This is a genomic window from Candidatus Pantoea deserta, from assembly GCF_003813865.1.
Taxonomy (GTDB): Bacteria; Pseudomonadota; Gammaproteobacteria; order Enterobacterales; family Enterobacteriaceae; genus Pantoea; species Pantoea deserta.
In genome coordinates this window covers 1-12,705 of sequence record NZ_RMVG01000012.1, presented here as the reverse complement: position 1 = coordinate 12,705, position 12,705 = coordinate 1, and the positions used below count along the sequence as shown (strand labels likewise).

Sequence of the window (12,705 nt, the reverse complement as noted above, 5' to 3'; positions counted from 1 at the left end):
ACGTTTGTTTTTCATGCTCAGAGCACGACAATAACCAGATAAGCTGCCTCTGGCGATTAAGACAGCAAATGGTGTTGTTGATAATTATTTGTACAGACTTTTATTTCATAATGCATGGTTTTGTTAGTTGATTTGCATAATAGTTCGTCAGATTGTGTTTAGCAGCGTCAGTCAGCAGAACACTCTGATCCCTAAGGCATTAATTCAGCGTGTGAAAAAAGGGAAAGCCGCGTGCCGTGTGGACTAGCTGACTGATCGCAGGGTCTGGCAAGCCTCCGCGTGAAATTTAGCCTGAGGGGGCTGTAAATCTTGTGACAGCACTGTGAATAAATGCCCGGACCTGACGAATAAGAATTACGATTTTTACCGTCTCGACAAAGATTTTACACTCCGTTAGCCTGTCAGCTTCTCCCTTACAGGACGTTATTATGGCAGCTTCTTTAAACCTGGCGCTGGTCGGTGATTATCGCGCGACGGCGGTCGCCCACCAGGCTATTCCTCTGGCTATCAGGCGCGCCGCAACGCATCTGGATATTAACGTTAACGTCAACTGGCTGCCGACAAACGAGCTTGCCGATCTTAGCGCCGTGCGCGGCAGCGACGCCATCTGGGTGGTGCCGGGCAGTCCTTACGTCAATGACGAGGCGGTGTTTGCCACGCTTCGCTGGGCGCGAGAGCATCATAAACCGCTGCTGGGATCCTGCGGCGGGTTTCAGTATGCGGTCATTGAGTACGCGCGTAACGTGCTGGGCTGGCACGACGCCAGTCATGCAGAAACGGATAAAGGCGGACGTATGGTGATCGCGCCGTTAAGCTGCTCGCTGGTGGAGCAGCGAGGCGTCGTCAGGTTCGCGCCGGGATCGCGGATAGCCGCAGCCTATGGCGCGCAGTCAGGCGACGAGGGTTACCACTGTAATTTCGGCGTTAATCCCGACTTTAGCGAGGCGCTGGAAGGTAAAAATCTGCGCATTACCTCCTGGGATGAGGCGGGTGACGTGCGCGGCATAGAGCTGACCGATCACCCTTTCTTTGTGGCGACGCTGTTTCAGTCAGAGCGCGCCGCGTTGCTGAACAAAAACTCGCCGCTGGTGATTGCCTGGCTTCAGGCGGCGCTGAGAGCCTGAGATAAAATAACGGGCGCTCGCGCGCCTGCTATATTTCCGTTTTATCCGGATATTCGCACAGATCTTCAATCAGGCAGGCGCCGCAGCGCGGCTTGCGCGCCACGCAGGTATAGCGTCCGTGCAGGATCAGCCAGTGATGACAATCGACCTTGAACGACTTTGGCACCACCTTCAGCAGTTTTTCCTCAACTTCTTCCACATTCTTTCCTGGGGCAAAGCGGGTGCGGTTGCTGACGCGAAAAATATGGGTATCCACGGCGATAGTCGGCCAGCCAAAAGCGGTATTCAACACCACGTTGGCGGTTTTACGGCCCACGCCCGGCAAGGCTTCCAGCGCGGCGCGATCTTCCGGCACTTCGCCGCCGTGCCGCTCCAGTAAAATGCGGCAGGTTTTGATCACGTTTTCGGCTTTGCTGTTAAACAGCCCAATGGTCTTGATATGTTCCTTTACACCCTCGACGCCCAGCGCCAGCATGGCGGCAGGCGTGTTCGCTACAGGATAGAGCTTTGCCGTGGCTTTGTTGACGCTGACGTCGGTAGCCTGCGCTGACAGCAGCACCGCGATCAACAGCTCAAACGGCGAGCTGAAGTTAAGTTCAGTGGTGGGATGCGGGTTGTTATCCCGCAGCCGACTGAGGATTTCAACGCGTTTCGTCTGGTTCACACTGCCTTCCCGGCATGCTCATGCAGCCCGGCGGCGGCCGCTTCTTCGGCGCGACGAGCCGCGCGCTGCTTCGTTTTCTGGTCAATAAGATATTTCAGGGCCAGCAGCATACCCAGACCAATAAAGGCGCCCGGCGGCAGCATCGCCAGCAGCATCGGCGAGTCAAAATGCACCACTTCGATGCGCAGCGCTTTCGCCCAGGGGCCAAGCAGCTGATCCGCGCCGTTAAACAGGGTGCCGCTGCCGATCAGTTCGCGGATTGAACCGAGCGTAACCATTGCGCAGGTCGCGCCCATGCCGATAGCGAAGCCATCCAGCGCGGAAAGGGGAATACTGCTTTTGGATGCCACGGCTTCGGCGCGACCCACCACGATACAGTTGGTCACGATCAGCGGAATGAAAATGCCGAGCGACTCATACAGGCCATAGGCGTAGGCGTTGATCAACATCTGCACGCAGCTCACCACCGAAGCGATGATCATCACGTAGATAGGAATACGGATCTCCGACGGCACCCAGCGACGCGACGCGGAAATCGCGCTGTTGGTAATCGTCAGCACCAGCGTAGTGGCCAGACCGAGGCCCAGCGCATTGGTGGCCGTTGAGGTCACAGCCAGCAGCGGGCAGAGTCCCAGCAGCTGTACCAGCGCCGAGTTGTTTTTCCACAGGCCGCCAACCAGCAAATTTTTCGCTTCACTCATTTGCGTCTCCACATTCCGGCAGCGAGGCAAGTCTGCCGCTCAGGGTTTCAATCAGTAACGCAGTACGTTTAGTGGCGTTAACCACCGCGCGCGGCGTAATAGTTGCGCCGGTAAACTGGTCAAATTCACCACCGTCTTTCTTTACCGCAAAGGCTTTATCGTCTGCGCCGTGGACCACTTTGCCGTTAAAACTGTTAATCCAGTCAGAAATGCGCAGTTCGATCTTATCGCCGAGACCGGGCGTCTCATGATGTTCAATCACGCGCACGCCCAGCACTTTGCCGTGGAAATCCGCGCCTACCAGCATTTGAATCGCGCCGGAGTAGCCGTCCGGCGCGGTGGTCTCAAGCGCCGCCGCGACGGGGTTATCGCCTTTGCGCGCCAGATAGAGATGGTGCGCCGTCGCGTTTCCCAGCGCCGGATCGGTGACAAGGTAACATTCGCGCTGAATCTGATTATCGTACATTTCTACCGGAACAACCTGATCCAGCAAATTTTTCTGATTCAGCGCCGTCTGATGCGCAATCGTCGGTTTAGTCACGTAGTTCACCACGGCGGTTAAGCCTGTGGTCACTACGGCGAACAGCGCCAGCGTAACGGCATTCTTGCGAATAGTTTCAAACATCGATTACTCCTTACGATGGCCGTAAACGCGCGGCTGGGTGTAGTAATCGATCAGCGGAACGCAAATATTGGCCAGCAGCACCGCAAAGGCGACGCCGTCCGGGTAGCCGCCAAAGCTGCGGATCAACCATACCAGCAGGCCAATCAGCGCGCCGTAGAGCAGGCGGCCACGGTTAGTCGTCGAAGCGGTAACCGGGTCGGTAGCAATAAAGAACGCGCCGAGCATCGTTGCGCCGGAGAAAAGGTGGATAAGCGGGGTATTCAGGCTGTCGGGCGCAATCAGCCAGCCCAGCGTGGCGCAAAAGGCCAGCGAGAGCAGCATCGCCGCCGGAATATGCCAGCGAATCGCGTTCTTCCACAGCAGAAACAATCCGCCCGCCAGATAGCCGACGTTGATCCACTGCCAGCCAAGACCCGCCAGGATGCCGGTATAAATCGGCTGCGCCAGCAGCTGTTCCGCGCTGTGACCGGCGCGCAGGCCAGTTTTGAAATTATCCAGCGGCGTCGCCTGGCTAATGCCGTCTGCGCCGATTTGCAGCTGTTGCATGGTGTCGCCCGCCAGGGTGTGGCCGGTGAAAATCATGCTCAGCGAGTCAGTCAGGCCGGGTTTTATCGCCTGGAGCGCATCGGGCGGCAGCCAGCTGGTCATCTGTACCGGGAAGGAGATCAGCAGCACCACATAGCCGACCATCGCCGGATTAAAGGGGTTTTGTCCCAGTCCGCCGTACAGCTGTTTGGCAATGATAATGGCGAAAACGGTGCCAATCACCACCAGCCACCAGGGCGCCAGCGGCGGTAAACTGATGCCGAGCAGCACGGCGGTCAGCAGCGCGGAGTTATCCGCCAGATTAGGCACGACCGGCGCTTTGCGCAGACGCAGAATCGCGGCTTCCGCCAGCCAGGCGGTCAGGACGGCCAGCACAACCTGCAACAGGCTGCCGTAGCCGAAAAAATAGCACTGGGCGGCGAAGCCGGGCACGGCCGCCAGCACCACCAGCAGCATAATATTGCCGGTGCTGCGGTGGTTATGGGTATAGGGAGAACTTGCGATACGAAAAGCCATTTATTCCTCAAACGTCGACGGCGTCTGCGCTTTACGCGCTTTAGCCCTGGCGATAGCGGCAGCGACGGCTGCCTTGCGCGCGTCATCCGACGGACGCGCATCACTGTGTTCAACGTCGGGGGTCACGACGTCCTTTTCTGACTCTTGCGCGGCAGCGGCTTTTTTCGCTTTGGCACGGGCAATTGCGGCTTCCACCGCCGCTTTGCGCGGATCGACCGGCGGTACGTCCTCAACCGGCTGAACCTCTTCGGTCAGCGTACCGGCTGCGGCCTGCGCAGCGGCGGCTTTCTTCGCTTTGGCGCGGGCAATCGCCGCTTCAACCGCGGCCTTGCGCGGATCGACGGCGTCGGCCTCAGCATCAGGCTGCGGCGCGTCGCTCTGCGCGGCTTTCTTCGCTTTGGCGCGGGCAATCGCGGCTTCGACCGCGGCCTTGCGCGGATCGACGGCGTCGGCCTCAGCGTCAGGCTGCAGCGCGTCGCTCTGCGTGGCTTTCTTCGCTTTGGCGCGGGCAATCGCGGCTTCGACCGCGGCCTTGCGCGGATCAACGGTCTCTGCCGCGGCGTCAGGCTGCGGCGCGTCGCTCTGCGCGGCTTTCTTCGCTTTGGCGCGGGCAATCGCCGCTTCAACTGCTGCCTTGCGCGGATCGACAGCGTCGGCCGCGGCGTCAGGCTGCGGCGCGTCGCTCTGCGTGATTTTCTTCGCTTTGGCGCGGGCAATCGCCGCTTCTACTGCTGCCTTGCGCGGATCTTCTGCCTGACGGCTCAGGGCCTGCGTTTCCGCCTGCGCTTCGGCCTGACGCAGATGCGCCTGGGCATGACGCGCCTGGCGTTGCGCTTCTTCTACGGCAGGATCGACTTCGCCTGCGGCCTGTCGTCTGGCCATTACGCGCTCGCGCGCAGCAGCCAGTTCGCCTTCATCATTACGGGCGACGCGCTGTTTAGCCTGCTCATGTTTGGCTTCGCGCGCCAGTTTTTCCCGTTCCAGACGCGCCTGGCGCGCCTCAAAACGCGCTTTTGCCTCGGCGGTACGTTTAGCCTCAAGATCGATGGCGCGCAGCTCGGCCTTTTCCTGGCGATAGTACTGCACCAGCGGAATATTGCTCGGACATACCCAGGCGCAGGCGCCGCACTCAATACAGTCGTCAATATGATGGGCGCGCGCTTTGTCGTGGTCGCCGCCCTGGCTGAACCAGTAAAGCTGCTGCGGCAGCAGCTTCGCCGGACAGGCGTCTGCGCAGGCGGAGCAGCGAATACAGGACTGCTCTTCCTCACTGTTGCCCATCTCGCTGGCGGAGGGCGCGAGGATGCAGTTGGTGATTTTCACCACCGGCACGTCAAGCGACGGCAGGGTAAAGCCCATCAGCGGGCCGCCCATAATCACCATCTGTCGCGCCGCCGGGGTAAAGCCTGCATGGCGCAGCAGATGGCTGATGGGGGTGCCGATGCGGCCCCAGACGTTGCGCGGCTGTGCAATCGCCTCGCCGGTTAAGGTCACGACGCGTTCGGTAAGCGGTTCGCCGTTGATAACGGCGCGCTTCACCGCCCAGGCCGTGCCTACGTTCTGCATCAGCACGCCAATATCGGTGGAGCGGCCGCCGTGCGGCACTTCCAGACCGGTCAAAATTTTGGTCAGCTGTTTCGCGCCGCCGGACGGATATTTCGTGGGGATCACGCGAATTTGCAGGTCCCGTTCGCCGCCCAGCGCCTGTTTCAGCGCGGCAATAGCTTCCGGTTTGTTGTCTTCGATGCCGATCAGCACGCGCTCGGCCTGAAGCACCCAGGCAAGGATGCGGCTGCCTTCCAGCACTTCGGCGGCATAATCCTGCATCAGACGATCGTCAGCGGTGATATAGGGTTCGCACTCCGCCGCGTTGATGATCAGGGTGTTGACGCCGCGCAGTCCGCCGCGCAGCTTGGTGCCGGTCGGGAAGCCCGCGCCGCCCAGGCCTGCAACGCCTGCGTCATGGATACGCTGCACAATCTCGCTGCGTTCGCGCTGACGGTAATCGGCCATCGGGACCAGCGTGGTCCAGCGGTCTTCACCATCCGGCGACATAAAAATGCACAGCTCTGACAGCCCCGACGGATGCGCAGTCATATGCTGCGCAATGGCGTCGATGGTGCCGGAGGTTGGCGCGTGCACCGGCAGCATGCGGCCATTGCCAAAGGTCAGCGGCTGGCCGCGCAGTACGCGATCGCCAGGGGCGACGCAAATTTCACCCTCATGGCCGATATGCTGCTTCAGCGGAATGATAAACCGATCCGGCAGCGGCAGCTGGCTAAGCGGCGTGCCGTTGGACTGGGTTTTCATTTCCGGCGGATGGATGCCGCCCTCGAAATCCCACAGCTTCTCTTTACGAAAGATATTCAACAGATTAAGCATGACTTTCTACCGGGATCACCCGTACAGGAATGGTATTGAGGTCCCACTTCCAGTTAGCGGTGGTGGTAGCCACTGGACGCATTTCGATGCAGTCGGTAGGACAGGGGGCGACGCAGAGATCACAGCCTGTGCAGACGTCGCTCAGTACGGTGTGCATGGCGCGCGTTGCGCCGACGATAGCGTCGACCGGACAGGCCTGAATACATTTGGTGCAGCCGATGCAGTTCGCTTCATCAATCCAGGCTACGGTACGCACCGGCTCTTTCGCCGTCTCATCGCCGTCAATCGGCTGCGGATCGACGTTCAGCAGCGCCGCCAGTTTCAGCATGGTTTGCTCGCCGCCGGGCGCGCATTTATTGATAGCCTCGCCGTGGTTTCCCACCGCGTCGGCATAGGGACGACAGCCGGGGTAGCCGCACTGTCCGCACTGGCTTTGCGGCAGCAGTTCGTCGATCTGCTCGACAATGGGATCTTCTTCGACCTCAAAGCGGCGCGAGGCATAGCCCAGCAGCGCGCCGAACACCAGGCTCAGCGCGCTCAAAACAATAATTGCAATCCAGATCGCCGTCATCAGAATTTCACCAGACCGCTAAAGCCCATAAATGCCAGCGCCATCAGACCAGCCGTGACCAGCGCGATAGAGGAACCTTTAAAGGGGGCGGGAACATTGGCGAGCACCAGTCGCTCACGCATACCGGCAAACAGCACCATGACCAGCGAGAAGCCGAGTGAGGCGCTAAAGCCGTAGATGGCCGCCTGTAAAAAGGTGTGATTAAGATTGACGCTCAGCAGCGGGACGCCAAGGACCGCGCAGTTCGTGGTAATCAACGGCAGAAAAATGCCGAGCAGACGATAAAGCGAGGGGCTGGTTTTGCGTACCACCATTTCGGTGAACTGCACCACCACGGCGATCACCAGGATATAGGCCATTGTACGCAGATAAACCAGGTCAAGGGGCACCAGAATCAGGTGGTTAACCAGCCAGGCACAAATCGACGCCAGCGTAATCACAAAGGTGGTAGCGAGACCCATGCCAATCGCCGTCTCCAGTTTTTTGGAAACGCCCATAAAGGGACACAGGCCGAGAAACTTCACCAGAACGAAGTTATTTACCAGCACTGTACCTACAAACAGCAAGAGATAATCGGTCATTTTTTCGCCATTAATTCGGAAAGCGACCTATTATCTGTGATCTGTGACGCTATCTCAACCACTGTGCAAGAAGCAGAAAGCGGTTTCGCACTCAGAATTAAATTATTGTCTAAACTCGCGGCGTTACGGCTGGATAAAGGTGGTTTTCACGCGCTGCGACCGTTTGAAGTAGGGCACGAAAACTGCGGCGGCGAGCAGCGTCAGCAGCAGCGTCTGGACCGCTTTGCCATCGGCCACAGGGGTAAAAGCGAAGGTTTTAAGCGCCAGCAGCAGCGTGACCAGCAACCAGATAATGTAGTGGCGCGGCAACCGGCGCGAGCGCTTACAGAACATCCAGCAAACCCACAGGCTGTAAAGCCAGACGGCCAGCGCGGTCAGCAGCGAAACGACCCAGTTGGTGACCAGTAACCCCTGGTATGAAAACAGGGTGGCGCGCCATTCAGGGTTGAACAGCGGGCTGAGGTACATGGCCAGCAGCAGAGCGCTGGTCAGCATGGTCATAATCAGCCAGGCGAGCGGGACGAGCAGCCATCCGCCAAGACGCGGTGCGGTTACCGGTTTATTCATTGCAGTGTTCCTGTTGCGACGAGAAAAGCGGTAGAGGATAACACGTCGGCCCGCGCCCGCTCACGCAGAAAAGGTGAAGAGGAGGGAAGATCAGACCACGTAATGCCATACGGTTTTGGGGACGCAGCCCAGATCGTAGAGCCTGCCGCCGGAGGCGAGTTCGGCGCGACGGTGATCCGCAGCACGATACATATTGATAAGTTCCCTGTTATCGGTGAGCGAATAGTTAAGATGGTCGTAGAGTTTTTCGAGGCTTTCCAGGTTATTTACTTTGCGAAATTTGAGCAGGTAATCTTGCGCAGTCATGATTGTCATAAATGAAGAGAACAGGGGAGCGCCCAGTATAGGGAGCCGGCATTTTCTGTCCAGTGGCTTATCCTAAATAATATTTAAATTTTCCAGTAATGGCGACCAGTGGGTTAAAAAGGCACGTTTTGCGCTTTTTTTCATCTGGCATCGCCCTGATACGGGCGCTGAAAAGCCCTGTCAGCCCTGACTACGCCGCTGGCTGCTGCGCAAGACGCGATTGCGGTTTTTTTGCAATAAACGCTGGCGAAAATAGCCTGCGCCAGGCGAATAAACCGTTATTAACTGCGCAGGTTTACCTTATCGGTAGAGAAAGACGTGCAATAAAAAGCGTTGAGTTTATTCGGATTTACCCCTGTTACGCCTGTCCCCGGCCGCCAGCCCGGCGCGCTTCGGCGACTGTGCGGATAATCACAAATTTATTATCTGATACGGACTGCGAGAGAATGACCAATGTTTGCCTAAAATTGTAATCGCTTTCAAATGCAGATTTCATAAGCGATTCTCTTTATTACATTTATTTAACCACAGCGCCAAAATTCCACAGTTATTTTGTCCATGCCGCTTGTATGCCTGACCTGCCGGATCTGCACGTAACTCCTTTAATTTGAACCGTTTTGTGAAGCGCGTCGCCCTAATTGCGCCGGTTTTACGCCAGGCTAAACAGGCTCTTTACCCTTACTCGCAAACGCCCTTCAGAGGAGTGCAATCTATGTGGAAACGTTTACTTTTGACCAGCCTGGTCAGCGCCGCGCTCGCCGCGCCGGTCATGGCCGCAGACCTGACGGTCGGCTTCTCTCAGGTTGGCTCTGAATCCGGCTGGCGCTCAGCGGAAACCAACGTGGCGAAAAGTGAAGCAGCGAAGCGCGGCATCACGCTGAAAATCGCCGACGGCCAGCAAAAACAGGAAAACCAGATCAAGGCCGTGCGTTCCTTTATCGCCCAGGGCGTCGATGCCATTTTTATCGCGCCGGTAGTGCAGACGGGCTGGGAGCCGGTACTGGAAGAGGCCAAAGACGCTAAGATTCCGGTTTTCCTGCTTGATCGCGCCATCGTCGTAAAAGACAAATCGCTTTATATGACCGTGGTGACGGCGGACAACGTACTGGAAGGAAAACTGATTGGCGACTGGCTGGTGAAAACCGTCGGCGACAAGAAGTGTAACGTTGTGGAGCTACAGGGCACCGTCGGCGCCAGCGTCGCCATCGACCGTAAAAAAGGCTTTGCCGAAGCTATCGCCGGTCATCCGAACATCAAAGTCGTGCGTTCGCAGTCCGGTGACTTTACCCGCAGCAAAGGTAAAGAGGTTATGGAGAGCTTTATCAAGGCGGAAAATAACGGCAAGAACATCTGCATGGTCTATGCGCATAACGACGATATGGCGATCGGGGCGATTCAGGCGATCAAGGAAGCCGGACTCAAACCGGGCAAAGATATTCTTACTGGCTCTATCGACGGCGTGCCGGACATCTATAAAGCCATGCTGGCGGGCGAAGCCAACGCCAACGTGGAGCTGACGCCCAACATGGCCGGTCCTGCTTTCGACGCGCTGGAGAAATTCAAAAAAGACGGCACGCTGCCGCCGAAAATCACCCGAACCGAATCCCGACTATATCTGCCAGCCGACGCGCAGGCACAGCTGGACACCAAAAAAGGCATGGGCTACTGAGCCGCGAGCCGCTCTCACGAGCGGCTTTTTATCTGTTGAGGCGGAGCTGACATGATGACTACGCACAATGACGACACGCTACTCACTATCAGCGGCGTCAGCAAAGGCTTCCCCGGCGTTAAAGCGCTGGATAATGTCTCCTTTAGCGTACGTAAAGGCGAAATCATGGCGCTGCTGGGCGAAAACGGCGCCGGAAAATCGACGCTGATTAAAGTGCTGACCGGTGTTTACAGCCGCGACGCGGGCACCCTGACCCTGAACGGGCAGGCTATCGCGCCGCGCAGCACCGCCGACGCGCAAGAGATGGGCATAGGTACGGTATATCAGGAAGTGAATCTGCTACCGAACATGTCGGTGGCCGACAATTTATTTATCGGGCGCGAGCCGCGCCGCTTCGGCATGATCGATCGGCGCCGCATGGTGCGCGACGCCGACGCGCTGATGCGCAACTATGGTTTTGCGCTGGACGTGACGCGTCCGCTGGGTCACTACTCGGTGGCGATGCAGCAGATCATCGCCATCTGTCGCGCGGTGGATCTCTCGGCACAGGTTTTGATCCTGGATGAGCCGACCGCCAGCCTCGACGCCAGTGAAGTCGATATGCTGTTTACCCTGATGGCGCAGCTTAAAGCCAAAGGCATGAGCCTGATTTTCGTCACCCATTTTCTCGATCAGGTCTATCGCATTACCGACCGCATTACGGTGCTGCGCAACGGCCAGTTTATTGCCACGCGCGATACCGCGACGCTGCCGCAAATCGAGCTGATCAAGCTGATGCTGGGGCGCGAGCTGCTGGAAACGGCGCTGCAACGTCAGGGCAGCACGCTGCGCAGCAATCAGCCGGTCGCCTCGTTCCGTGACTACGGCAAAAAGGGCACCATCGAACCTTTCAGCCTTGAGGTTCGCCCTGGCGAAGTGGTGGGGCTGGCCGGGCTGCTTGGTTCCGGCCGTACCGAAACCGCGGAAGTGCTGTTTGGCATTCGTCGTCCCGACCGCGGCACGGCAACCATCAAGGGCAAACCCCAGACTATTCGCTCGCCGGCAAAGGCGTCGCGTCTTGGCATGGGATTCTGTCCGGAAGATCGCAAGACCGACGGCATTATCGGCGCGGCCTCGGTGCGCGAAAACATTATCCTTGCGTTGCAGGCGCAGCGCGGCTGGCTGCGGCCTATCAAGCGTCGCGAGCAGCAGGCCATCGCGGAGCGTTTTATCAAAAGCCTCGGTATTCGCACGCCGCACGCTGACCAGCCGGTTGAGCTGCTTTCCGGCGGCAACCAGCAAAAGGTGCTGCTGTCGCGCTGGCTGGTGACAAAACCGCAGTTTCTGATCCTCGATGAACCGACGCGCGGCATCGACGTCGGCGCGCACGCCGAAATCATCCGCCTGATCGAATCACTGTGCGCCGACGGGCTGGCGCTGCTGGTGATCTCCTCTGAACTGGAGGAGCTGGTGGGTTATGCCGATCGCGTGCTGATTATGCGTGACCTGAAGCAGGTCGCGGAGATCCCGCTTGAGCAGCTGTCAGTGGCGTCCATTGTTAACGCCATTGCGGATGGAAGGGCACAACATGCTTGAATCCCATATGACCAAGACCGAACGACGTAAATTTCGGCTGCCGCCGGGCCTGCCGCAAATCGCGGCGCTGATTCTGGTGCTGCTGGTAGACAGCCTAGTGGCGAATAACTTTTTTGCCGTGCACTTACAGGATGGCCGCCTGTTCGGCAGCCCGATCGATATTCTTAACCGCGCCGCGCCGGTGGCGCTGCTGGCCGTCGGAATGACGCTGGTGATCGCCACCGGCGGCATCGATCTTTCCGTAGGCGCGGTGATGGCGATTGCCGGAGCGACCGCCGCCACGCTGACGGTCGCGGGACACAGCCTGACGGTGGTGATCTTTTCCGCGCTGGGCGCGGGACTGCTGTGCGGCCTGTGGAACGGCGTGCTGGTGGCGCTGCTGCGTATTCAGCCCTTTGTCGCCACGCTGATTTTGATGGTGGCGGGACGCGGCATTGCCCAGCTGATTACCCAGGGGCAAATCGTGACCTTCGACAGCGTCAGCCTGGCCTGGCTGGGCAGCGGTTCGCTGTGGCTGCTGCCGGTGCCGGTGTGGATTACGCTGGCGGTCGCCGTGCTGGTATGGCTGCTGACGCGCAAGACCGCGCTCGGTCTGTTTATCGAAGCGGTGGGCATTAATCTGCGCGCGGCGCGCAATGCAGGCGTCACCGGCTGGCTGGTGGTGATGTCTCCCTATGTGATTAGCGGGCTGTGCGCGGCCGTGGCGGGGGTGGTTGTCACCGCCGATATTCGCGGCGCAGACGCCAATAACGCCGGATTATGGCTGGAGCTGGATGCGATTCTGGCCGTGGTGATCGGCGGCGCCTCGCCGCTGGGGGGGGGCCTTAATCCTGTGCTGGTGCCCGTCCGCGGCCCGGTTTTTTCGGGGGGGAATAACC

The 12,705-nt window shown here is 58.7% G+C and carries 13 protein-coding genes; 4 read left to right on the top strand and 9 right to left on the bottom strand.

The features are described 5' to 3' along the window. The first annotated feature begins 428 nt into the window (after window positions 1-428). Window positions 429-1,124: a CTP synthase C-terminal region-related (seleno)protein gene (locus BBB56_RS14975; protein WP_123801742.1), complete on the top strand. Its 696-nt coding sequence runs from the start codon at window positions 429-431 to the stop codon at window positions 1,122-1,124. Between the two features lie 28 nt (window positions 1,125-1,152). Here BBB56_RS14975 and nth read toward each other — a convergent pair whose 3' ends face one another. The 9 genes from nth to ydgT all read right to left on the bottom strand — a co-directional run bounded on the left by nth (window position 1,153) and on the right by ydgT (window position 8,583). Further along, window positions 1,153-1,788 (bottom strand): endonuclease III, encoded by a 636-nt coding sequence (gene nth / locus BBB56_RS14970; protein WP_123801741.1) that lies wholly within the window; start codon window positions 1,786-1,788, stop codon window positions 1,153-1,155. Beyond that, window positions 1,785-2,489: an electron transport complex subunit E gene (locus BBB56_RS14965; protein WP_123801740.1), complete on the bottom strand. Its 705-nt coding sequence runs from the start codon at window positions 2,487-2,489 to the stop codon at window positions 1,785-1,787. The genes nth and BBB56_RS14965 overlap by 4 nt, the downstream gene beginning before the upstream one ends. Next, window positions 2,482-3,114: an electron transport complex subunit RsxG gene (rsxG, locus tag BBB56_RS14960; protein WP_123801739.1), complete on the bottom strand. Its 633-nt coding sequence runs from the start codon at window positions 3,112-3,114 to the stop codon at window positions 2,482-2,484. The genes BBB56_RS14965 and rsxG overlap by 8 nt, the downstream gene beginning before the upstream one ends. A 3-nt stretch (window positions 3,115-3,117) precedes the next feature. Next, entirely contained in the window at window positions 3,118-4,176 is a 1,059-nt protein-coding gene (rsxD, locus tag BBB56_RS14955; protein WP_123801738.1) for an electron transport complex subunit RsxD, read from the bottom strand. Further along, window positions 4,177-6,558 (bottom strand): electron transport complex subunit RsxC, encoded by a 2,382-nt coding sequence (rsxC, locus tag BBB56_RS14950; RefSeq protein ID WP_123801737.1) that lies wholly within the window; start codon window positions 6,556-6,558, stop codon window positions 4,177-4,179. It lies immediately after the preceding gene. Continuing rightward, window positions 6,551-7,129, bottom strand: a complete 579-nt coding sequence (rsxB, locus tag BBB56_RS14945) for an electron transport complex subunit RsxB (RefSeq protein ID WP_123801736.1) — start codon at window positions 7,127-7,129, stop codon at window positions 6,551-6,553. Before rsxB ends, rsxC begins: the two co-directional genes overlap by 8 nt. Beyond that, complete coding sequence (gene rsxA / locus BBB56_RS14940) at window positions 7,129-7,710, bottom strand: electron transport complex subunit RsxA (protein ID WP_123801735.1); 582 nt, start codon at window positions 7,708-7,710, stop codon at window positions 7,129-7,131. Before rsxA ends, rsxB begins: the two co-directional genes overlap by 1 nt. 123 nt (window positions 7,711-7,833) lie before the next feature. Continuing rightward, window positions 7,834-8,277 (bottom strand): DUF2569 domain-containing protein, encoded by a 444-nt coding sequence (locus BBB56_RS14935; protein WP_123801734.1) that lies wholly within the window; start codon window positions 8,275-8,277, stop codon window positions 7,834-7,836. A 90-nt stretch (window positions 8,278-8,367) separates the two neighbouring features. Beyond that, window positions 8,368-8,583 carry a transcription modulator YdgT gene (gene ydgT / locus BBB56_RS14930; protein WP_123801733.1) on the bottom strand — a complete coding sequence of 72 codons (216 nt, stop codon included), beginning with the start codon at window positions 8,581-8,583 and terminating at the stop codon, window positions 8,368-8,370. Window positions 8,584-9,295: 712 nt separating this feature from the next. Here ydgT and ytfQ point away from each other — a divergent pair. From ytfQ to BBB56_RS14915, 3 genes are all read left to right on the top strand, one after another. Further along, window positions 9,296-10,252: a galactofuranose ABC transporter, galactofuranose-binding protein YtfQ gene (gene ytfQ / locus BBB56_RS14925; protein WP_123801732.1), complete on the top strand. Its 957-nt coding sequence runs from the start codon at window positions 9,296-9,298 to the stop codon at window positions 10,250-10,252. A gap of 54 nt (window positions 10,253-10,306) precedes the next feature. Further along, window positions 10,307-11,827 carry a sugar ABC transporter ATP-binding protein gene (locus BBB56_RS14920; RefSeq protein WP_123801859.1) on the top strand — a complete coding sequence of 507 codons (1,521 nt, stop codon included), beginning with the start codon at window positions 10,307-10,309 and terminating at the stop codon, window positions 11,825-11,827. Next, window positions 11,820-12,705: ABC transporter permease (locus tag BBB56_RS14915; protein WP_148085444.1), on the top strand; the 886-nt coding region annotated here is incomplete at its 3' end. The genes BBB56_RS14920 and BBB56_RS14915, both read left to right, overlap by 8 nt.

Excerpts from the sequence above, each read along its gene's own strand:
- BBB56_RS14920 (WP_123801859.1), top strand. The coding sequence starts at position 10,307 with ATGACTACGCACAATGACGACACGCTACTCACTATCAGCGGCGTCAGC.
- rsxB (WP_123801736.1), bottom strand. The coding sequence starts at position 7,129 with ATGACGGCGATCTGGATTGCAATTATTGTTTTGAGCGCGCTGAGCCTG.
- rsxD (WP_123801738.1), bottom strand. The coding sequence starts at position 4,176 with ATGGCTTTTCGTATCGCAAGTTCTCCCTATACCCATAACCACCGCAGC.
- rsxC (WP_123801737.1), bottom strand. The coding sequence starts at position 6,558 with ATGCTTAATCTGTTGAATATCTTTCGTAAAGAGAAGCTGTGGGATTTC.
- rsxG (WP_123801739.1), bottom strand. The coding sequence starts at position 3,114 with ATGTTTGAAACTATTCGCAAGAATGCCGTTACGCTGGCGCTGTTCGCC.
- ydgT (WP_123801733.1), bottom strand. The coding sequence starts at position 8,583 with ATGACTGCGCAAGATTACCTGCTCAAATTTCGCAAAGTAAATAACCTG.
- BBB56_RS14975 (WP_123801742.1), top strand. The coding sequence starts at position 429 with ATGGCAGCTTCTTTAAACCTGGCGCTGGTCGGTGATTATCGCGCGACG.
- ytfQ (WP_123801732.1), top strand. The coding sequence starts at position 9,296 with ATGTGGAAACGTTTACTTTTGACCAGCCTGGTCAGCGCCGCGCTCGCC.
- BBB56_RS14965 (WP_123801740.1), bottom strand. The coding sequence starts at position 2,489 with ATGAGTGAAGCGAAAAATTTGCTGGTTGGCGGCCTGTGGAAAAACAAC.
- rsxA (WP_123801735.1), bottom strand. The coding sequence starts at position 7,710 with ATGACCGATTATCTCTTGCTGTTTGTAGGTACAGTGCTGGTAAATAAC.
- BBB56_RS14935 (WP_123801734.1), bottom strand. The coding sequence starts at position 8,277 with ATGAATAAACCGGTAACCGCACCGCGTCTTGGCGGATGGCTGCTCGTC.